At 67.4% G+C, this 19,811-nt stretch carries 18 protein-coding genes; 10 read left to right on the top strand and 8 right to left on the bottom strand.

What is annotated here, in order from left to right:
* Positions 1–4 precede the first annotated feature (4 nt).
* From ABD210_RS24190 to ABD210_RS24180, 3 genes are all read right to left on the bottom strand, one after another.
* Positions 5–1,231 carry an MFS transporter gene (locus tag ABD210_RS24190; protein WP_344114371.1) on the bottom strand — a complete coding sequence of 409 codons (1,227 nt, stop codon included), beginning with the start codon at positions 1,229–1,231 and terminating at the stop codon, positions 5–7.
* Between the two features lie 124 nt (positions 1,232–1,355).
* Entirely contained in the window at positions 1,356–2,912 is a 1,557-nt protein-coding gene (locus tag ABD210_RS24185) for a glycoside hydrolase family 18 protein (protein WP_344114370.1), read from the bottom strand.
* Positions 2,913–2,940: 28 nt separating this feature from the next.
* Positions 2,941–4,686: a glycosyl hydrolase family 18 protein gene (locus ABD210_RS24180; protein WP_344114369.1), complete on the bottom strand. Its 1,746-nt coding sequence runs from the start codon at positions 4,684–4,686 to the stop codon at positions 2,941–2,943.
* Positions 4,687–4,937: 251 nt separating this feature from the next.
* Between ABD210_RS24180 and ssd the strand changes: the two genes are divergently transcribed.
* The 5 genes from ssd (at position 4,938) to ABD210_RS24155 (ending at position 11,474) form a co-directional block, all read left to right on the top strand.
* Positions 4,938–6,023, top strand: a complete 1,086-nt coding sequence (gene ssd / locus ABD210_RS24175; RefSeq protein WP_344114368.1) for a septum site-determining protein Ssd — start codon at positions 4,938–4,940, stop codon at positions 6,021–6,023.
* Entirely contained in the window at positions 6,020–7,177 is a 1,158-nt protein-coding gene (locus tag ABD210_RS24170; RefSeq protein ID WP_344114367.1) for a TadA family conjugal transfer-associated ATPase, read from the top strand. Before ssd ends, ABD210_RS24170 begins: the two co-directional genes overlap by 4 nt.
* Positions 7,174–8,025 (top strand): type II secretion system F family protein, encoded by an 852-nt coding sequence (locus ABD210_RS24165; RefSeq protein ID WP_344114366.1) that lies wholly within the window; start codon positions 7,174–7,176, stop codon positions 8,023–8,025. The genes ABD210_RS24170 and ABD210_RS24165 overlap by 4 nt, the downstream gene beginning before the upstream one ends.
* A 195-nt stretch (positions 8,026–8,220) precedes the next feature.
* Positions 8,221–9,318 (top strand): type II secretion system F family protein, encoded by a 1,098-nt coding sequence (locus tag ABD210_RS24160; RefSeq protein WP_344114365.1) that lies wholly within the window; start codon positions 8,221–8,223, stop codon positions 9,316–9,318.
* Between the two features lie 80 nt (positions 9,319–9,398).
* The gene (locus ABD210_RS24155) at positions 9,399–11,474 is read left to right on the top strand and encodes a DUF222 domain-containing protein (protein WP_344114364.1); all 2,076 of its coding nucleotides are present in this window, start codon (positions 9,399–9,401) and stop codon (positions 11,472–11,474) included.
* Between the two features lie 297 nt (positions 11,475–11,771).
* Here the strand turns inward: ABD210_RS24155 and ABD210_RS24150 are convergent, their stop codons facing one another.
* Positions 11,772–12,377 (bottom strand): TetR/AcrR family transcriptional regulator, encoded by a 606-nt coding sequence (locus ABD210_RS24150; protein WP_344114363.1) that lies wholly within the window; start codon positions 12,375–12,377, stop codon positions 11,772–11,774.
* Positions 12,378–12,451: 74 nt separating this feature from the next.
* On the opposite strand from ABD210_RS24150, the gene ABD210_RS24145 reads away from it, so the two are divergent.
* Entirely contained in the window at positions 12,452–12,973 is a 522-nt protein-coding gene (locus ABD210_RS24145) for a cupin domain-containing protein (RefSeq protein WP_344114362.1), read from the top strand.
* 99 nt (positions 12,974–13,072) lie between these two features.
* Here ABD210_RS24145 and ABD210_RS24140 read toward each other — a convergent pair whose 3' ends face one another.
* A complete protein-coding gene (locus tag ABD210_RS24140) occupies positions 13,073–13,366 on the bottom strand; it encodes a YciI family protein (RefSeq protein WP_344114361.1) in 294 nt (97 codons plus the stop codon).
* A 373-nt stretch (positions 13,367–13,739) separates the two neighbouring features.
* Between ABD210_RS24140 and ABD210_RS24135 the strand changes: the two genes are divergently transcribed.
* The 4 genes from ABD210_RS24135 to ABD210_RS24125 all read left to right on the top strand — a co-directional run bounded on the left by ABD210_RS24135 (position 13,740) and on the right by ABD210_RS24125 (position 15,938).
* Complete coding sequence (locus ABD210_RS24135; RefSeq protein ID WP_344114360.1) at positions 13,740–13,949, top strand: DUF4244 domain-containing protein; 210 nt, start codon at positions 13,740–13,742, stop codon at positions 13,947–13,949.
* Between the two features lie 245 nt (positions 13,950–14,194).
* A complete protein-coding gene (locus tag ABD210_RS24130) occupies positions 14,195–14,611 on the top strand; it encodes a TadE family type IV pilus minor pilin (RefSeq protein ID WP_344114359.1) in 417 nt (138 codons plus the stop codon).
* Complete coding sequence (locus ABD210_RS32535; RefSeq protein ID WP_425552722.1) at positions 14,608–15,066, top strand: Rv3654c family TadE-like protein; 459 nt, start codon at positions 14,608–14,610, stop codon at positions 15,064–15,066. Before ABD210_RS24130 ends, ABD210_RS32535 begins: the two co-directional genes overlap by 4 nt.
* A 692-nt stretch (positions 15,067–15,758) precedes the next feature.
* On the top strand, positions 15,759–15,938 hold the full coding sequence (locus ABD210_RS24125; protein WP_344114358.1) for a hypothetical protein: 180 nt from the start codon (positions 15,759–15,761) through the stop codon (positions 15,936–15,938).
* 301 nt (positions 15,939–16,239) lie between these two features.
* Here ABD210_RS24125 and ABD210_RS24120 read toward each other — a convergent pair whose 3' ends face one another.
* From ABD210_RS24120 to ABD210_RS24110, 3 genes are all read right to left on the bottom strand, one after another.
* The gene (locus ABD210_RS24120) at positions 16,240–16,860 is read right to left on the bottom strand and encodes a response regulator transcription factor (protein WP_344114357.1); all 621 of its coding nucleotides are present in this window, start codon (positions 16,858–16,860) and stop codon (positions 16,240–16,242) included.
* A gap of 443 nt (positions 16,861–17,303) precedes the next feature.
* Positions 17,304–18,560, bottom strand: coding sequence for a CehA/McbA family metallohydrolase (locus ABD210_RS24115; RefSeq protein WP_344114356.1), 1,257 nt, complete (start codon positions 18,558–18,560; stop codon positions 17,304–17,306).
* The gene (locus ABD210_RS24110; protein WP_344114355.1) at positions 18,560–19,777 is read right to left on the bottom strand and encodes an ABC transporter ATP-binding protein; all 1,218 of its coding nucleotides are present in this window, start codon (positions 19,775–19,777) and stop codon (positions 18,560–18,562) included. Before ABD210_RS24110 ends, ABD210_RS24115 begins: the two co-directional genes overlap by 1 nt.
* Positions 19,778–19,811 lie beyond the last annotated feature (34 nt).

Below are 19,811 nucleotides of genomic sequence, written 5' to 3'. Positions count from 1 at the left end.
CCGGCTAGTTTCGCACCCGGCTGGGAATGCGCCTGAGTAGCAGAGCAAGGAGCAGGGTGATGAGGAGCAGCCCGGCTGCCTCGCCGACGACACCCGGCCAGGCGGCGCGCGTCCACGCAGTACCGGCTAGACCGCCGAACACGGACGAGCCGAGGTAATAGGCGAACAGGTAGAGACTGACGGCCTGTCCCGTGCCACCGCCTCCTGCGTGTGCCCGGACGGCTACCCAACCGCTGGCTACTCCGTGCACTGCGAAGAAGCCGGCGGTCATGACTGCCAAACCAAGGACCATGACCGGCAGCGGCGTTGCCAAGGTCGTCGCGACACCGGCCAGAGTGATCAGGCAGCCGAGGGGGACCACCGTGCGCCGGCCGTACTTGTCGGCCAGTCTTCCTGCTGCCGCAGACGCGGCCGAGCCCACCAAGTAGACGGCGAACACGAGCCCTGCCAGCCCCGGGCCGAGGAGGTATGGCGCTGCCGCCAGCCGGAAGCCGGTTGCGTTGTAGACCGCGACGAATGCGCCCATCGCCGTCGCTGCGATCCCGTAGAGGGCCAACAAGGCCGGGTCCTTGAGGACACGGACGGTCTGTTGCAGAAGCCTGTTGGGGCTCGGGGGTGCGGCAACGAAGTTCTGTGAAGGCGGTAGCAGGACGGCCACCAGGCCGGCGCACAGTATAGAGAGCAAGGCGATGCCGCCGAGTGCGGCCCGCCAACCGCCGAGGTCAGCGAGGGCACCTGCGATCAGCCGGCCGGTCATGCCGCCTACTGCTGTGCCGGCGACGTAGAGGCCGCTCGCTCGGGCATGGCTGCTCTCGTGGACCTCTTCGCGAAGGTACGCCATGGCGACAGCCGGGAGTCCGGCTAGCGCGATGCCTTGCAGGCCTCTGAGTGCCAGCAGTGCAGGCCAGTTGGGCGCCAGTGCGCAGAGGACAGCGATCGCGGCCGAGACTGCCACTGACCACCGCATCAGCTTGGTCCGGCCGAAGACCTCTGAGGCCGGACCGGCGATGAGTAGCGCGAGGCCGAGACCCAGTGTGGCCAACGACACGGTGAAGGCGCTCTGACTCGGCGAAACCTTGAACACCGTCGCAAGCTCCGGCAAAAGTGGCTGGGTGCTGTAGAGCATCGCGAAGGTCGCTAGGCCGGCTGCGAAGAGGGCGATCGACAGCCTGCGGTACCTGGGATCACCCGGTAGATAGCCCACCGGCGTGGTCTCGGGCAGTGTCTGCATGCTGTCGACGGTGCCAGATGTGCTGACATACGCAAAATGTCCTGGCTAGCATCGATCGATACGATCTGCGTACTGCGGCAGCTAGACGCGGTGGCCCGCCCCAGCTGCCGCAGTACGGGGTGGATCAGAAGCCTGCGGCGATGCGGGTGAACTCCCAGTCGGGCTGGGCGATGCCGCTGCAGTTGGAGACCACGCCGCCGCCGGCGCAGCCGCGGTCACGGTTCACCGACCAGAACGCCAGCCGGCCGAGGCTCTTGCTCTTGGCCCAGTTGGTGATGTTCTGCCAGGTCGCCGTGGTGGTCAGCTCCTGCTGGTCCGACAGACCGTTCATGCCCGAGATGCCCTGGTGGGCGTAGGCCTGTGCGTCGGTCCAGCCGAAGGTCGCCTTCAGCTTGTTCTTCAGGCCCTCGGACGCGCCGACGGTGTCGTTGTAGATGTTGGCGCTGCCGAAGTCGAACGGCATCAGCGTGAAGATGTCGATGTTCGCGCCGAGTGCGGCCGAGCGCTCGATCAGCCGGCTGCCCCAGTAGTTCGGGCCGGTGGTCGAGGTGCCGAAGGTGAGGATCGTCTGGATGCCGGGGTTGTTCTGCTTGACGATCTTGAGGGCGTTCAGGATGCGATCCTGGACGACCTCGCTCTCGAACTCGTCGGAGTTCTCGATGTCGATGTCGATCGCCTTCAGGTTGTAGGCGTTGATCACGGTCTGGTAGGCGCCGGCGAGGGCCTCCGGAGTACTGCAGTTCGGGCCCAGCTTGTTGCCGCTCCAGCCGCCGATCGACGGCACGATGTCGCCGCCTGCCGCACGGATCGCGGAGATGGCGGTGGCGTCGGCGCTTCCTTGCAGCGGCCTGCTGCCGTCCCAGGCCGGGTTGCATCCGCCGGAGGACAGGATGAAGGCCATGGTGAACCACTTGACACCGGTGGCGTTCATGACGGTCGCCGGGCTCGGCGGGTTGCCCCAGCCCATGTAGAGGTACGGCGCCGCCTTGCGGGAGCCGGTGCCACCGCCGCCACCACCTGCCTGCGTCGTGACGGAGATGGAGCCGCTCTTGGCGCCTTCACCCGCGCTGTTCGAGGCGCTGACCTGGTAGCTGTAGCTGGTGCTCGCGGAGAGCCCGGAGTCCGTGTACGACATACCGGTCGGGCTGCCCACCTTCGTACCGTTCCGGTAGACGTTGTAGCTGGTGGCGCCGCTAACGGCCGACCAGGACAAGCTCACGGAGGACGAGGTCGACGTACCGGAGAGTCCGCCTGGTGCGCCGGGCACGGTGCCTCCACCGCCGCCACCCGAGCAGGAACCACCGTTCAGTCGGCAGGCGGCGATACCAGGGAAGTTGCCCGGGCTGCCGTTGAAGCCGAAGGTGACGCTGGCGCCGGGTGCGAGCGGTCCGGCCCAGCTGGGCGGCGTGAAGGTGTGCGTCTGGCCGCTGCTGGTACGGGTGGCGTCCCATGAACTGCTGATCGTGTAGCCGGACGGGAAGTCCAACGCCACCGACCAGGTGCTGATGGAACTGGTGGTGCCGTTGGTGACGGTCACCTTGCCTTCGAATCCGCTGCCCCAGTCCGAGACCTTGGTGAAGGCGGCATTGACCCCTGCGGCCTGTGCTGCCGGGATTACGAGCACAGACATCACCACGGCGGCTATGGCGGCTATTGCTGTGGACAAGTACTTGCGTTTCATGATGCTCCGATCAGTGGGCGGTACGTGATCAGACCCGTCCCCAGAGCGCGGGGACGTTCGGCGGTTCCCAACCGGTCTGGGAGGTGTGGCCCTGGATGCACCGGTAGGTGACGCCGTTGTAGGACACCAGCGAGCCGGTCGCGTACGCCGTGTTGGGCGCCCACGGGGTTGCCGTCGGCGGGGTGGTCGGCGGCGTCGTGGGAGGTGTCGTCGGGGGAGTCGTGGGCGGTGTGGTGGGAGGCGTCGTCGGTGGGGTGGTCGGCGGTGGGGTGGGCGGCGTCGTCGGCGGCGTCGTCGGGGGGCCGCTGCAGCCGGGGGTTGCCGCGTTGACCGAGTTGACGACCGCGTTGAAGAGGGTGACGTTCGGGTCCAGCGCCTCGAGGGAGTACATCATCGCGCCGGCCAACCCCTGGCAGTGCTGGTAGTCGGCCTTCTCCTTGATCGAGCGGGCGTTGTCGCCGGTCCAGAAGGTTCCGTTGCTGAAGAACCAGGAGGCCTTGGTGGCATCGTCGAAGTACGTGGACGACGGGTTGTCGACGAAGCCGGTCAGCTCCTTGTAGAAGGACACACCGGGCACATTGCCGCTCAGCGCATGTCCGTCGGCGGGGCCCGTGGCTGTCTGGTACTTGCCGTTGCCGGTGCTGGGAACGCCCTTCCATCCCCTGTAGTAGAAGGGATACCCGATGGTCAGCTTGTTCGCGGGGAACCCGCCGGGAATGCCGTACGCCGGGTCGCCCGTGGTCCAGGCCTTGACCGCGCCGTCGATGGAGTACTTGGCCGAGCCGGGCGGGATCGGCGTACTGGGGTCGTTCGGTGCCTGGTACAAGGGATCCTGGAAGTTCGTCGGCCCGGTGGCATCCCAGCCGCCATGCATGTCGTACGTCATCACGTTGTTGTAGTCGAGGTACTGGCCGATCTTGTTCGTCTCGATCGTGGCGATCTTGTCCTGCCCGGCCGGAGTGGCCGCGGTCAGCCACATCTTCCGGCCAACGCTGTTGCCGTAGGCATCGAGTTGGGCGCGGAGCTCGGCGAGGAGCAGGGTGAAGTTCTGCTTGTCCGCGGCGCTGTAGTGGTTGCCGAGGTGACCGTTCGGCGAGCCCGGGTATTCCCAGTCGATGTCGATGCCGTCGAAGATCCCGGCGGCGCTGCCCGGTCCGCCGAAGCCGTCGACCAGCGGCAGGTCGCCCTTGAGGAACATGTTCACGCAGGAGCTGACGAACGCCTTGCGCTTGGCGTCGGTGGAGGCAGCGTCGGAGAAGTACTTCGAGTAGGTCCAGCCGCCGATCGAGATCAGGATCTTCAGGTTCGGGTACTTCGCCTTCAGCTTCTTCAGTTGGTTGAAGTTGCCCTGGATCGGCTGGTTCCAGACGTCGCCGACGCCGTCGACGCTGATGTCCGCACCGTACGACTTGCCGTAGTCCGCGAACGCGTCGCCCGAGCCGTCACCTGCGTTCGGGTTGTTCTCATCCTGCGAGGCGGCCTGGTTCGCCATGAAGCACGTGTGGCTGGTCGGGTGGATGTTCGCGAACGCGTAGTTCAGGAAGTCCAGCTTGCCCGCGGCGCCGGTGGTGACCAGGTTCTTCGGGTAGAACGCGTTCTGGTAGATGCCCCACTGGGTGAAGTAGGCCGTCTTCACGCCACCACTCGTGGCCGCCGGGGCAGCTTGGGCCTGGTTGGCTGATGGTCCTGCTGTTGCCACGGAGATGCCGGCGGCGGCGATCAAGGCGGTGGCGGCCACTGTGGCCGCGGCGGTGAGGCTGCGCATTCGACTCATTGGGCGGTCCTCCGGTCAGGAGCTGAGCAGTGCACGGATGTCCAGCTGGTGTCCACGAGTGGACGGGTTCGTAGCTTTCTGCAAGAAACTTAGTTAAAGACGCTTCGAAAGGAACGGTAGCCTTTTGCCGCGCGTTGGTCGCCGGGTCGCGCTGGCGGATTGCCGCTGCTGACGGGAATCCGACAGGGGGCTTATCCACAGCGCCGCGGCCCGTTCTGTCGGGGCCCTGAAACGACGGCACCTTCTCAGGCATGGACAACACTTCCTTGATGCCGGCGTCGGCGGTCCTGCTCGCCACCGCTGACGAGATGCTGCTCGACGACCTGCTCCGCCTCGCCGCGGCCGCTGAGGTGAGCCCGCGGGTGGAGACAGACCTACTCGGCCTGCGCCGCTGCTGGCAGAGCGCCACCCTCGTCGTGGTCGGCCAGGACCTGGTCGACCCTCTGGCCCGAACCCAACCGGTACGCCGCTCAGGTGTCCTGGTGGCCGGAGTGGACGCCGATGATCCGGAGGTCTATCGGCGTGCTCTCGCGATCGGCGCCGAGGGCGTCTTCCCGCTGCCGGCTGAAGAGGCTGCGCTCGGCGACAAGCTCGCGGACACCCTCGACGGCGGCGTGCGGTCTGCCATCACGCTCGCCTTCGTCGGCGGCTGCGGGGGAGCGGGTGCGACCACGATTGCCTCAGCCGTCGCCGTGACGGGCAGTCGACGTGGCCTGCGGACGATGCTGATCGACGGGGATCCACTCGGTGGTGGCATCGACCTGGCATTGGGCAGCGAGACTGACAGGGGCTCTCGGTGGCCCGAGCTCCTCAATGCGGCGGGCAGGGTCAGCGCGGCGGCTCTGCGTTCGGCACTGCCTTTGGTCAATGGGCTGGCCGTGTTGTCGTGGGATCGGTCTGACGTGACTGCCTTGCCTCCTGAGGCAATGCGGTCCGTGCTCGGCGCGGCCCAGCGGAGCAGTGATCTGGTGGTGGTCGATCTACCTCGCCGTGCAGATCCCGCCGCGGAGGAGGCCTTTGTCCGGGCGACTGCCACGCTGGTGGTTGTTCCGCGAGACGTCCGATCCTGCGCTGCTGCTGCTCGCCTGGTCGCGCCGTTGCGTGAAGTGGCCAGCGATCTGCGGGTGGTCGCCCGTGAGCCCGGGTTGAGTGGGTTGTCCGCTGTCGATGTCGCGGATCACCTGTCGTTGCCGCTGGCCGCCAAGCTGAGCTTCGATCGCGACCTGCCGTCCCTGATGGACAAGGGTCGCTTCGATCCGCGACCGCGGGGTGCCCTCGGCCGGACCGCTTCGGACCTGCTCGATCTCTTCGGTCTCTACGGGTTGATGGCAGCATGAACGTCCCGATGGAGCTCGTGGAGAGAGTGCGCGGAACCCTTGCCGCACAAGGATCCGAGCCGACTCCAGCCCGGGTTGCCGCCGCCCTCCGAGCGGATGGCGGCGTCTTCGGGGACTCCACCGTGCTCGCAGTGGTGGCCGCCTTGCGCCGTGAGGCTCTAGGCGCGGGACCACTCGACGGCCTGCTCTCCGAGCCCGGGATCACCGACATCCTGGTGAACGGAGCGAACGAGGTGTATGTCGATCGCGGCTCCGGGCTGGAGCGCGTCGCCCTCCGGACCGGTGACGAATCCGCCGTCCGTCGGCTGGCCACCCGCCTCGCCGCTGCTGCGGGCCGCCGCTTGGACGACGCCACGCCTTATGTCGATGTGCGCCTGGCCGATGGGACGCGGTTCCACGCAGTGCTGTCGCCTGTCGCTGCACCCGGTACTTGCCTGTCGTTACGGGTCCCCTCGCGCAAGGTGTTCGGTCTGGACGACTTGGTTGCGGCTGGCTCCTTGCCCGCCGGCGGAGTCTCGGTGCTGCGCGATCTGCTGGATGCCCGGTTGGCCTTCCTGATCAGCGGCGGTACTGGTACAGGCAAGACGACCTTGCTCAATTCGCTGCTGTCCTTGGTGGATGCCTCCGAGCGGCTGGTGTTGGTGGAGGACGCGAGCGAGCTCCGCCCGGATCATCCGCACGTCGTTCGGCTCGAGGCCCGTCCACCCAATGTCGAGGGAACTGGCGAGATCACCCTGCGCGAGCTGGTCCGCCAGGCACTGCGAATGCGCCCCGATCGCCTGGTCGTCGGGGAGGTCCGGGGTCCTGAGGTGGTGGACCTGCTGAGCGCCTTGAACACGGGACATGAGGGCGGTTGCGGCACAGTCCACGCGAACTCTGCATCCGACGTGCCGGCTCGATTGGAGGCGCTGGGCTCGTTGGCGGGCCTCGGCCGGGACGCCCTGCACAGCCAGGTCTCTTCGGCCCTGCAGGCGGTGATCCACCTCGTTCGAGGACCTGACGGCCGGCGTCGTGTGTCCGAGATCCGAGTAGTTGATCGGCTGAGTGATGGCCACGCGACCACGTTGCCCGCCGTCAGATTCGTTGCTGACGGCAATCTCGAACTCTGCGACGGAGCCAGTCGCTTCACCAAACTCCTGGCAGGTGCGGCATGACCTCAGCTGCCCTGGCCGCGCTCACGGTCCTCATCGCCCTGCTCCTGATCCTTCCACGACGTGGACGGGGTATCCATCGCCTTGCCGCTGCTTCACACCCACCGTCGGGGGTGATCGAAAGGCGGCGCCTCTTATCCGTCGGCAGCCTCGACCTGGCACGCACTGCGGGCCGGCGCTTGGGCCTACTAGCCCTGGTAGTTGCTATAGGCATCAGCATCACCGCCTCCCTGGGACCGCAGGTCTTGGTCTCGTCCATCGCCATTGGTGTGATCGCCGCTCTAGTCCTCACCCAACGCGCCCGTCACCGTCGTGACCGCGCCGAGGCTTCCCGCCGCGCCCAGATCATCGAGGCCTGCGACGTCCTCGCCGCAGACCTGAGCGCCGGCCGCCCACCCTCGGAGGCCCTCGCCGGTGCGGCCACCCTCTGCGCGGACCTGCAAATCGCCTCAGCAGCGGCAAACCTAGGCGGCGACGTCCCCGCCGCCCTCGAACTGGCCGCCGAATCCCCAGGCTCCGCCGGCCTCCGCGCCCTGGCCGCCGCCTGGCGAGTAGCCGAAGAATCCGGCGCCGCCTTCGCCGCCATCACCGAACGCCTGGCCGACTCACTCCGAGCCGACGAGGCGATCCGCCGCCAGATAGCAGCCAGCCTCGCAGGCACCCGCGCAACCGCCCGCCTCCTAGCCGCCCTCCCTCTCTTCGGCACAGCCCTCGGCTACGCCCTAGGCGCCAACCCCCTGACCTTCCTCACGGCCACCCCCACCGGCTGGCTCTGCCTAGCCCTGGGCCTCGCCCTAACCACCACAGGCCTCCTCTGGACCACCCACCTATCCCAACCCCGCACCCCCTAACCACCACAGGCCTCCTCTGGACCACCCACCTATCCCAACCCCGCACCCCCTAACCACCACAGGCCTCCTCTGGACCACCCAGCTATCCCAACCCCGCACCCCCTAACCACCCCCGGCCCCACCATCTCCCGCCCTACCACTTCCCGCCGCGCCCGAACCGGAGCACCTTGGGCAAGCCGACCGCCGCCACCTCGCGTGCCGCGAGCGCATCCCGGCAGCGCACCCGGAAAAGTCTGGCCGCCCAGCGCCGCGGACCCAGCGCCGCGGACCCAGCGCCGCCGACTCAGCTACCGACCGTGCACAACAGGTCGGCCCAAGAGCCTCGCCATCTCCTCCGCGAAGCCTCTGTTCCGCGTCACCTATGTCCATCATCCCGACCAGGCAGGAGCTCATGCGGTGTTCTCGGTTGTTCATCTCACGCTGGCAACTGTTCTACCTCTTACGGACCTGCCCGCGACGCTCGTGGATTCCGACGATGTAGTCGCCAGAACCGCCACGTCCGCGGCACCCGTGACCACAGCGGCGAACGGTCCGGCCCTGGTTCTCACGGCGCTGATAGCGGCGCTCACAGTGACCCTTGTGGTGCCCGGCCGTCCAGGCCCGCGTCGTCTGATCAAACGTCCGACTCTCCTCTCGAGACTATGGCCGACCTCAAAACGCTTCCGAGCAGGAGCCGTCTCCCCTTCGACCCGCCGAGTTCATCGCCTGGCCGCCGGTGTCGCTGCCGCTAGCGCATTGCTGCTTATTGGGTTTCCGTGGGGCCTCCTCCTCGCCCTCCCAGCCTTCTTCTGCATCCCCGTTGCCCTGAGCAGGCTCGAGCCAGCTGCAACAAGACAGCGCCACGCAAGGATCACAGCCGACCTCCCCTTAGCCGTAGACCTCCTCGCAGCCTGCCTTCGCGCCGGCCGCCCACCGCAGGCGGCCGTTGGCACTGTCGCCAAGGCAATCAATGGGCCATTGGCCGAACTATTGGCCCAGCTCGATCACCGGCTCAACCTAGGTACGGACCCAATCGACGCCTGGTCCTGCCTCCTGTCCGAACCCGCCTGCTCCAGCTTCGCCCGCGCTGTCCAGCGGGCCCTCCGATCGGGAGCGCCGTTGGCAAAATCTCTCGAGCACTTAGCAGACGACGCCCGCCAGGTACGTCGATGGACCGCCGACGAGCAAGCCCGCGCAGTCGAATCGCGCGCTGTGGTTCCACTCGGTCTCTGCTTCCTGCCTGCGTTCGTCTTCCTAGGAATCGTTCCGACGGTCGCGGGTTCGTTGGATGGCGTCTTGAAGTTGTTTGCTTGAAGCAACCACATTGGGATCTCCAACCCTGCAAGCGGTTCTGGAGGTTTGAATCTATCGAACACCTGTTCTAATATCAACTCATGAGTATCGGGGCGGTCGACCATGAGTACGGCGAACAACAGTTCGCCGCGGACCTCGACGCGCTCCTCGAGGCCGGACTGATCCCGATCCCGGACGACCCCGAGGCACCCGGCGGCCCGCGGCTGCTGGACGAGAAAGACTTCTACGCCGACGGCGCGAGCCTGCAACTGTCGGCCGTCGACGCTCTCGAATGGGAACTATGGGCGGGCGTCGAGCAGGACGAGGCCGAACGGTGCCTGCTGCAGGACAAGGCCCCGGCCTGGGTGTTCCTGCCGCCCGGCGCCGAACTCGCCGCGGCGCTGGAGCCGGTGCGGCCCCAGACCGAATCACCGATAGCGCTGATCGAAGTCATGAAGGCCAGCGCCCGCCTGACCGCCTGGAGCGAATCGATCAGGCTGTCGGCGATGGCCGCGTTCTACCGCCAGCGCCAGGCCCAGGCCACCCAGCTGCCGCGACCCAGCGAGATCGACTCCCGCGGCCGGCCCGTCGACCCCGAGCGGTCCTGGACCGCCGAAATCGCCTGCGCCCTGAAACTCGCCCCCGACACCGCGACCGCCCACCTCGACACCGCGCTGCGCCTCACCAGCGTCTTGTCCGCGACCCACACCGCGCTGCGCTGCGGAGCGATCTCCCTGTCCAAAGCCATCGCGATCTCCGACGCCACCCGCGCCCTCGACACCCACCAAACCCAGGCGGTCGAAGCCCACGTGCTGAAACGAGCCGCCTCCCAATCCCACGCCAACCTCCGCGCCTCACTGCGCCGCCAAGTCGCCAAACACGACACCCGCAACCACGCCGACCGCCACCGCGACGCCAAAAAAGACCGCGGCGTCCGCGTCGTCCCACTCCCCGACGGCATGGCCGGCCTCTGGATCGTCAACACCGCCGACAAGATCCAACAAATCTGGATCGTCATCCAAGCCATCGCCACCCTCGCCAAACGCAACACCCCGGACCCCACCCACACCAGCACCAGCCAGGACGGCACCGACCAGGACGGCACCAGCCAGGGCGGCACCAGCCAGGGCGGCACCGGCGCGGGCGGCAGCGGCCGGGCCCACGCCCAGCCCGGCGCGGGGCAGTCCGGCGCGGAGCAGGCCGGCCCGGAGCGGGCCGGCACCAACCGGCCGAAGACGGACCAGGGCGACGCCGCCCGGGCCGACGCCGCCCGGGCCGCCAGCACCCAGACCAGCACCGGTCAGCCGAGCACCACCCGCAACGGCCGCGGTCAGGTCCCTGACAACCAACAGAACAACCAGACCGACACGCACCCCAGCGGCCACAACCAGACCCGCGCCGGGCAGACCACCGCCGGGCAGACCACCGCCGCCCATGCCACCGCCGGGCAGGCCGGCGACGAGCAGACCGTCGCCAGGCAGACCAACGCCGGGCAGACCAACGCCGGGCCGGGCGGTGAACCCGCGGCAGCGATCGGCAAGGACGAGCGGACCGCGGATCAACGGCGCGCCGACATCACAGCCGACCTGTTCGAATTCATCCTCACCAACGGACTCGACTGGCTCGGCCGACGACTACCCGACCAACACCGCCGCCGACCACACATCGAAGTACTCATCCCGATCAACACCCTGCTCGGCCTCGACGACGACCCCGGCGAACTCACCGGATACGGCCCCATCCCCGCCGAAATGGCCCGGCACATTGCCACCAACGGCACCTGGCGCCGCATCCTCACCGACCCCACCAACGGCACCGTCCTCGAAGCCTCCACCACCCGCCACGACCCCGGCGCACTAGTCTCCGAAACACTCCTCGCCGCCCACCCCACCTGCGACTGGACCAACTGCAACAAACCCGCCCGCACCTGCGACCGCGACCACGGCACCCCCTTCACCCAAACCGGCATCACCCAACTGGCCGACCTACGCAACTACTGCGAGCTCCACCACATCATCAAAGACACCCCCACCTGGGGCTGGAAAGCCACCAACAACCCCGACGGCTCAACCACCCTCACCACCCCCACCGGCCACCGCTACACCACCCCACCACCAGCCCCCGGCCCCATCCCCCAACCACCCCACCCCACCAACACCGACCCCCCACCCTTCTAATCGCCGCCGCGGCCGGGGCGTCTGTGGAACGCGCGACCCCACCGCCTGGGCGTCCTCTCAAAACCCCGTTCGCCTAGCCCCTCCCAACCCCTGCCGCGTCGCCTGACCATCCGGCCCGCCTGACTTGTGGCAATGCGCTGGAGCGCCGTTTCCGATCCAGAGGATGCGACTTGATGTCCGCTCGGCTCAGATCCACGGTTGTAGTACTAGGCGGGCCCAGGCGCATTGCATGGTCCAGGGCCATTCCCAGAAGCCGTGCTAGTGCCCATCGTCACGACGCTCGCTCACACGAAGCCGTCATCCCGCCGCCGCGCAGACCATCGCCTCCATGAGATCGGCAGCTTCTTCGCTCGTGAGCGATCCCTCCCGGACGAGCGAGTGCCATGTCACGAACGAGATCGCGTGGCCGACGGCTGCCGCCGTGCGCGTGCGCACACGACCTCGCTCGCGGCGTCCCGTCATCAGTGAACGAGCGACGTGGCGGAAGTATCCGAAGAACGCCTCGCGGGCCGCCGGCGGGACAGCATCGATATCGCGGATGCCTGCCGAGAGCATCGCCTCCGTTTCCTCGTACCACCGATACAGTTCGCGCACCGCGACGCGAAAGCGCTCCTTGGGTGAGGCGATGCCGGCCCACGGCGTCGGGTCGGGCATGGGATGCCGCTCGTAGTAGTGGGCGTTGCACGCCTCGAAGAGCGCCTGGAGTTCGGGGAAGTGGTTGTACACCGTGGCGCGCTGCACGCCCGCGCGCTCGGCGATGGCCTTGATGGTCGTCTTCGCGGGGCCGAGCGTTTCGTGGAGCTCGACCGTCGCTTCAATGATTCGTTGCCGGGTCTCGGCTTCGGTGAGCGCACGCTTCGTCTTCCGATATGGGCGTGGCGACGCTATGTTCGCTGAACACATATGTTAGCCAATCTTGACGGGGCGCTTTGCTGCTGCTTCACTATACAGAGGTGTCATCCAAATGGAGATGCGGCATGAGTGCAGGGACTGAAGCGGCCACGACCGTGAAGGTTGTCCAGCCCGGTGAAGGTCGGCGCGGCGGATTGATGCCCGGCGTCGGGGTGGTCTTCAAGATCGACGGTGCCGACTCCGGTGGGGCCCTCGCCGTCGTCGAACACCCCTTCGAGGTCGGCGGGCTCGTCCCGCCGCACGTCCACCACCGCGAGGATGAGATCTCCATCGTGCTCGAGGGCGAGATCGGCTTCCGGTCCGAGGACAAGGAGATCGTGCTCGGTCCAGGCGGATACATCGTGAAGCCGCGCGGCGAGGTGCACGCGATGTGGAACGCCGGGCCGACGCCGGCGCGCATGATCGAGATCATCTCGCCTGCCGGACTCGAAGGGCTCTTCCGGACGGTCGTCGACCTGACAGAGCGCGGCGAAGCAGAGATGTCGAAGATCGTCGAGCTCGCGACCCGCTACGAGGTCCCAATCGCGGAACCCGAATGGTTCGCGGACGTCATCGAGCGCTACCAGCTCTCCATGCCGACGCCTTAGTCCGGGGCCGCCTGGATGTAAGCCAGGCGGCCCACACCCGTTCGCGATGGACTACCTGCTCGCTCGACAGGAACGCGATCACGACCTACGGCTGTAGGACTAGGTCGTCTCTCGGTACCGTTCGAGGCCTGATGCGACGGTAGTAGCGAGGAACTCGGTGATGCGGTAATCGCAGACGTCGGCGATCGTGAACGGGTCGGAGCTCGTTAGATCCTCCATCGCAGACCTGTCGTTGCCAAGAGCAATGATCACTCCACCGTCGCGGGCCTCCTTGCGGCCGGACGCGATGAATATGCCCGCGTCGTACTGCGTCTTCACCCAGGCCATGTGGTCGTCACGCAGTTCATCGACGAGGTCGAAGGGTGCAGTGTAGGTCAGCTCCAAGACGAACATTGAGCCACGCTAACGCACTGATCGCCGACACGGATGTCGGGTTGTGTCGACTGCGCTAGAGCTCCACATGACCTCTGCCGAGCTTGGTGCTGACCGGCTCGCCAGGCAGAAACCCGGACTTTCGACTGAGTTGACTGTCACCCATCGGGCCGCGGTCTGTTGGTACGGTCGTCGATCTCGCTATCTGCCGGACATGTTGCCGGCCGATGGGCGGGTGGGACTTCGGTTGGACACTTTACGCTAGGTTGAATCGGCGGCTCAACGCGGCCAGTTGTCCCCAGGCAGAAAACTCCTTTTCTATAAGGGGTTTGATGACGGCACCTTGTCAGTAAGCCGATCCGGAGGTGCCGGGCGGCAGATCAGGAGGTTCGATATGTCCAAGGCGCTGGTAGCAGTCCGCCGCTTCCGCAAGCAGTCCGAGCGAGGCGCCGCAACCGCGGAGTATGCGGTCTCGATGGTGGCGGCCTGCGGGCTCGGCGGCATTCTCATCGCCCTGCTGAAGTCCGACGCGATGGTTGCGTTGCTCAAGGCAATCATCAACTTCGCTCTGAAGGCCACCGGCATGGACGGCGTCCAGATCTGACCGGTGTCAGTGGACCGGCCGCGGCGCACCCCTCTGCATCGCGGCTGGTCCGCCAGCGGATATCCAGCCGGGGAGGTTCGATGTCTGACGGCACCGCGCAATTCTGACTGCCGCGGCCAAGGTTCGAATACCGCGGCCAACGTCTGAATGCCGACGCGGATGCTCGATGGCGCCGGGACCGCCTGAATGGCGCCGCGCTCGCCTCACGGTGCCGCGAGCGTAAGGGTCTCAGAGGAGGAGCTGACATGCGAGAGCGAACTGATACAGAGTGGCTGTGTTCGCTGGGTCGAGGCCGCGTAGTTGAACGGGGAGCCGTAACGGCTGAGGTGGCGATGGTGCTGCCGGTGCTGATAGCGACGATGCTCTTCGGAGTATGGGTGGTCGGCGTTGTGGTTGCGAACGTGCGATGTATTGATGCGGCAAGAGATGTTGCCCGCGCAGTGGCTCGAGGCGAGTCACCCGAGGCCGCTCAACAGATCGGCCTGCGCGCTGCGCCATTAGGAGCAGCAGTCTCGATCATTCGCGACGGTTCGGATGTCCGAGTTGTGGTGAGCTCAAAGCTCAGCATGGACGGGGCGCTACTCCGCGAACTTCCGCCGATTCCGGTCAAAGGCGAGGCCACCATCCAGGCTGAGCCCGGCACTACAGGCGATCTGCCATGACTGAGCGGCGGGGTCGTCGCCCGCGGCAAGCCCGGCGTCGGCTGATCAGTCGACGGTCAGATCGCGGTGCCGGAACGTTGCTGGCGGTCTGGGTTGCGATGGTCTTGATGGGTGCGGGAGTGGTCGGGGTTCTGTGGGCTGTGGTCTCGGTCGGCACTCACCGCGTTGCGGCGGCGGCGGATCTCGCCGCGCTAAGTGCGGCGCAGGCTGTTCAAGCTGGTGAGACGGAGCCCTGCGTGTCAGCCCGGCGGATTGCCGCGGAGCAACAGGTCGAGCTTCGAAGCTGCGAGGTAGATGGCGAGATCGTCGCGGTCGAAGCCGCGACGGCTCTTCGGCTTGGAGCTCTGGGATCGCCTCTGGTAAGCGCCGAAGCACGTGCCGGACCAGCCGGCGGCGGACCCAATGAGGGAGACCGGACGGTCATCGAAGTCGGTGGCGTCGAACGCGGCCGATAGCAATCGTCCGCGTGACCTGATCTGCGAGCCGCAAGGGCACAGATGCGCTGGCTCGCGCTACACCACTGAGCGTCCGGGGGCCCGATCGTGGGTTGCAGGTGCGAGGCCGTGACCGGGACGACGAATCTCACTGGCCGTGGTGGCATGGGCGAGCTTGAAGAGCTGACGGTACGCCGGTCTGCGGGGGCCGGCATGCGGGTGTCGGTGCACTCCTTCGGTTGGCGGGCGGGGGTGGGAGGAGACTGGGCTGGGTGACGGGTGATGAGGGTGTGGATCGGGGTCGGGATCGGTTGATCGTGGTCGATGCGGCAAACGTGGTGGGTTCGCGGCCGGATGGGTGGTGGCGTGACCGGGCCGGTGCGGCGCGACGGTTGCTGGAGAGATTGGCGGGGCTGGAGGAGCGGCTGGCGGAATCAGCCGAGGTGGTCGTCGTTCTCGAAGGGGCCGCACGAGGAGCAATTGCTAGCGCTCGGCAACCCGGTGCTAGCGGCAACAAAGGTACTAGCGCCGGAGGGACCCCGGGTGAGGGAGACCGACGGCCCGCAGCCGCCGACTCGGGAGCCGCGGACACGGGAGCCGCGGACACGGGAGCCGCTGACTCGGGAGCCGCCGACGTCGGAGGTGTGGAAGTTGGAGCCGGGTACGGGGGAGGTCTCGGTCGCCGGCCCGCTGACTTTGGAGGTGTTCGGGTCGTGCTTGCGGTGGGATCCGGTGATGACGCCATCGTTGACGTGGTGCGGGCGGCGGTGACTGAAGACAGCGGGCGCGCGATCACGGTGGTGACGGCTGATCGGGGATTGCGGGAGCGGGTCGAGGCGCTGGGAGCGAGTACGGTCGGTCCTCGTTGGCTCTGGGATCACCTCGGCGACTGAGCCGCTGAGCCGATGAGCGCACTGATCGGAAGAGTGCGCTGGCGGGCGAGCGGCCTGATCGGACCAGCGCGCTGACCGGACCAGTGCGCGAGCGGGTTGATTGGACGAGCGCGCTTACCGGACCAGTGCGCGAGCGAGTTGACCGGACGAGCGCGCTGACTGGATGAGCGGGCCAACCGGATGAGCGCGCTGACCGGATGAATGCGCGAGCGAGCTGATCGGAAGAGGGGGTGGCGGACTGAGGGAGTCGGTCAGGTGTTGTCTTGGCGCTGTCTGCTCAGTCGAATGCCGCTGGACCCGGCTAGTCGAGGAGCCAGCCGTTGCGTTCGGCTATGAGGATGGCGTCGGCTCGGGTGCGGGCGCCGGTTTTGCCGATGGCGGACCAGAGGCGGGTTCGGACCAGGCGTTCGGAGACGGCTAGCTTCTGGGCCATCAGGGCGACGGAACCACCTTCGCGGGCGGCGCGGAGGGTGTCGGTTTCGCCCTCGTTCAAGGGGGTGTCGGCGTACTGGAGGGTTTCGGCAGCCAGGTTGGCGTCGACAACGCGGAGGCCGCGGTGGACGCGGCGTACGGCGTCGGCCAGCTGGGGCGCGGGGCTGCCTTTGAGGGCGAATCCCTTTGCGCCGGCTTCGAGGCCGCGGCGGAGGTGTACGGGGCGGCCGTAGGTGGTCAGCATGACTACGCGGCACTCGGGCATCGAGGTGCGGAGGTTCGTGGTGACGTTGATGCTGTCGTATCCGGGGCCGGCGGTATCCAGGAGGGCGACGTTGGCGCGGTGACGTTTGGCGGCGGCCACTACGTCGTCGGCGCGGTTGAGCTCGGCAACGACCTCCAGATCCTGTTCGCGTTCCAGACCGCTTCTGAGGACGCCTCGGCTGAGGATCTGGTCGTCGACCAGCAACAGCCGGATGCGGTCGGGCAAACGGGCCTCCGGGGTGAGCGTCCGGGCGCCGGGGAAGTGCGTCCGGGAGCAGATGGGTAGGACTTCGGTTCCAGATCATGGGGGTAGGCAACTAGCGCCGTCCAGATCAACGCGGTATCTCTACCAGATTGCGACCAGATCGCGACCCGATCAGCACCGACGTCTTCGATCGCCCGCGGTCCTTCCCGCAACCACCCTCCGGCAAACCCGCGGAGAGCCAACTTCGCAGCTGAGAAACTCCTTAGTACGAAGCCGCCCGAACAACAGTTGCCGAACTCAACAGTCAGTACACAGGCAGCCGAGAACCCGGCTGGGCGGTCGGGACGGTCCAACCACAGCGCGACCGTCGTAGTGCGCCGAGCCCTCCATGTGGCCGGTGCTGATGTTCGGTGGGAGCGCCAAGCGATCCGGGACATGTCGCCGCTCAACTTGGGAGGAATCGGCTAGTTGGTGAGGGCTATGAACCGGCCGGTGTGGTCGACGAGCACGTGGCCGCCGGGTTGATCGGCCGGGACGTGCTCCTGGCCTGTGCGGATGGGGCGGCGGGTGCCGTCGGGGGAGATCAGAACCGTCCCGGGGGCATCCAGGATGATGAACTCGTTGCCGTTGCGGAGGAGGACCGGGGCGTTGTAACCGGCGGAGATGGCGGTTCGGCCTGCGGCGAGAGCTGCCATGACTGCGGTTGGGAGCTCGTCCGGGGCTTCGGCGGCGGCGTCGATGGCGACCCACGTTGTCGGGACACCGGGTGGGGTGAGCGACGTCGGGTTGTGCCAGTCGCTGCCGCCGATCGGGGTGGTCTTCTTCAGGCCCCAAGCCTCCCACCACGCAATCGGGCCACCCCAGCGGCGGTCGAGCCACGCCGAGTGCCAGATCTCCGCAAGGGCAGGGTGCGTCGGCAGTGGTTGCCGCCACGAGCAGTCGCCACCCAGTGGATGGTTGATCGACAGCAGGCCGCCGCGCGCTGCGACCTCCGTCACCCAGGTCGCAGCCGGGCGGCGGAAGTCGATCACGCCGATGGGGCCGAATGCGTTCGCGTGGCCTGATTCGGTGGTGACCTCCTGGCCCGGCAGGAGGCCGATGCCGAAGCGTCGTCCGACCGAGGGGAGTTCGAGGTGGTGAGACTCGGTGTTGTGGTCGGTGACGGCCATGAAGTCCAGCCCTGCAGCCACCCCGAGCGCAGCGAGATTGGCCACCGGCGTGGAGCCGTCAGAATGCAGCGAGTGCGCATGGAAGTCCCCGGCCACCCAGCGGAGTCCGTCAGCGGCAGGGAGTTCCCGACGCGGCGGTCGAGGCGGTACGGCGACCGTGGTCGAGGCGGCCTCGTAGGCAGTCAGCCCCGGGATGTCTTCGACGGCGACAGGGCCGGTGACAGCCTCGACGATGAGCTCGACGCCTTCCAAAGGAAGGCGGTGCAAGCCGAGCACGACCCACCAGGTGCCGGCCTCGAGTTCGCCGGCGACGTATCCAGGCGTCGCAGCGGTAGGGGTGATAGCAAAAGACTGCCGCGCGCCTCCGGACCAGCCGCGCCAGCCGTCGGCGCCCTCGCAGCCGAGGTCGATCACAGCGCCCTCGACGGCGGGAACCGTCAGGGTGACGGACAGTCCGGCGCAACCGGGCGGTAGGTCGACCGGCAAAGAGTGCCAGACCGATTCGGCCCGGTCGTCGAGGGTCCAATGCTGCCGATAGGCGGTGACTGCCATCAGGCGACGACAGCCGGCTGCCGGGCCAGCAGTTCGCCGGACTCCTTGTCATAGAGCAGTACCCGCTGGGCTGCAGCTGTCAGTACTACGGCCGCACCGGGCGCCGGCTCGTCCTCCTCGGGCACGGTGACGCCGATCAACGTGCCGTCGCAGTCGACCGATACCAGCGACTGGGTCCCGAGGTTCTCCGTCACGACCACAGAGCCGCGGATACACGGGCCGGTCACGCTGCCAGTAGACAATGTCAGGTACTCCGGCCGCACACCGACTGTCACCTCGGCCCCGACCGGCGCCGAACCAGTAGCCGCAGGCAACGATCCCCCAGCCACCGACACCGCACCACCGCCATCCGAACCGCAGCCGTTCGAACCGGAGCCGTTCGAACCGGAGCCGTCCGAACCGGAGCCGTCCGAGCCGGGGCCGTCCGAGCCGCGGCCGTCCGAACCGCGGCTATCCGAACCGGAACTGTCCGACACCACCGTCCCGGGCAGCAGATTCATCGGTGTGGAGCCGATGAAGTTGGCCACGAACGTGTTCGCAGGCCGGGCGAAGACCTCACGCGGGCTGCCGAGCTGTCGCAGTTTGCCCGACTGCATGACGGCGATCCTGTCGGCCAGGGCCAACGCCTCCGCTTGATCGTGCGTGACGAACACCGTGGTGATGCCGAGATCCCTCTGCAGCTTCTTCAGGAAGGTCCGTGCTTCCAGCCGAAGTCGCGCGTCGAGGTTCGACAGCGGCTCGTCGAGCAGGAGCACCTTGCCCTCGGATGCGATCGCCCGGGCCAGCGCGACTCGCTGCTGCTGACCACCCGACAGTTGCCCGGGCCTACGCTCGAGCAAACCCTGCAGGGACAGCTCATCACCCGTGCGCTCCGCGACCGAGGCACGCGTCGACGCCGCGACCCGCCGTACCTTCAACGGGTAGGTGATGTTCTCGGACACGGTCATATGCGGGAACAACGCGTAGTCCTGGAAGACCATCGCCACGCCGCGTTTGCCGGGCTCGGCCCGCGTCACGTCGACAGAGTCGATCCGCACGGTCCCCTCGGTCGCGGACTCCAGGCCGGCGATCGTGCGCAGCAAGGTCGTCTTGCCGCAACCAGATGGGCCGAGCAGGGCGAAGAACTCGCCGTCGGCCACGGTCAGGTCCAGCCCGTCGACGGCGCGCACGCCGTTCGGGTAGACGGTCGCCAGGCCTTCGATGTCGATGCCGGCCATCAGCTCTTGATCCCTCCGTGACTCAACTTTGGAT

The sequence above is a fragment of the Kribbella alba genome (genome assembly GCF_039529635.1).
In the GTDB taxonomy this organism is placed as follows: domain Bacteria; phylum Actinomycetota; class Actinomycetes; order Propionibacteriales; family Kribbellaceae; genus Kribbella; species Kribbella alba.
The sequence above is the reverse complement of the archived record's forward strand: the minus strand, read 5'-3'. Positions and strand labels throughout refer to the sequence as shown.

Coding starts and splice junctions, on each gene's coding strand:
- ABD210_RS24155 (WP_344114364.1), top strand. CDS start 9,399: ATGAGTATCGGGGCGGTCGACCATGAGTACGGCGAACAACAGTTCGCC.
- ABD210_RS24115 (WP_344114356.1), bottom strand. CDS start 18,560: ATGGCAGTCACCGCCTATCGGCAGCATTGGACCCTCGACGACCGGGCC.
- ABD210_RS24135 (WP_344114360.1), top strand. CDS start 13,740: ATGTCCAAGGCGCTGGTAGCAGTCCGCCGCTTCCGCAAGCAGTCCGAG.
- ssd (WP_344114368.1), top strand. CDS start 4,938: ATGGACAACACTTCCTTGATGCCGGCGTCGGCGGTCCTGCTCGCCACC.
- ABD210_RS24130 (WP_344114359.1), top strand. CDS start 14,195: ATGCGAGAGCGAACTGATACAGAGTGGCTGTGTTCGCTGGGTCGAGGC.
- ABD210_RS24110 (WP_344114355.1), bottom strand. CDS start 19,777: ATGGCCGGCATCGACATCGAAGGCCTGGCGACCGTCTACCCGAACGGC.
- ABD210_RS24150 (WP_344114363.1), bottom strand. CDS start 12,377: ATGTGTTCAGCGAACATAGCGTCGCCACGCCCATATCGGAAGACGAAG.
- ABD210_RS24190 (WP_344114371.1), bottom strand. CDS start 1,231: ATGCAGACACTGCCCGAGACCACGCCGGTGGGCTATCTACCGGGTGAT.
- ABD210_RS24145 (WP_344114362.1), top strand. CDS start 12,452: ATGAGTGCAGGGACTGAAGCGGCCACGACCGTGAAGGTTGTCCAGCCC.
- ABD210_RS24170 (WP_344114367.1), top strand. CDS start 6,020: ATGAACGTCCCGATGGAGCTCGTGGAGAGAGTGCGCGGAACCCTTGCC.
- ABD210_RS32535 (WP_425552722.1), top strand. CDS start 14,608: ATGACTGAGCGGCGGGGTCGTCGCCCGCGGCAAGCCCGGCGTCGGCTG.
- ABD210_RS24165 (WP_344114366.1), top strand. CDS start 7,174: ATGACCTCAGCTGCCCTGGCCGCGCTCACGGTCCTCATCGCCCTGCTC.
- ABD210_RS24140 (WP_344114361.1), bottom strand. CDS start 13,366: ATGTTCGTCTTGGAGCTGACCTACACTGCACCCTTCGACCTCGTCGAT.
- ABD210_RS24185 (WP_344114370.1), bottom strand. CDS start 2,912: ATGAAACGCAAGTACTTGTCCACAGCAATAGCCGCCATAGCCGCCGTG.
- ABD210_RS24180 (WP_344114369.1), bottom strand. CDS start 4,686: ATGAGTCGAATGCGCAGCCTCACCGCCGCGGCCACAGTGGCCGCCACC.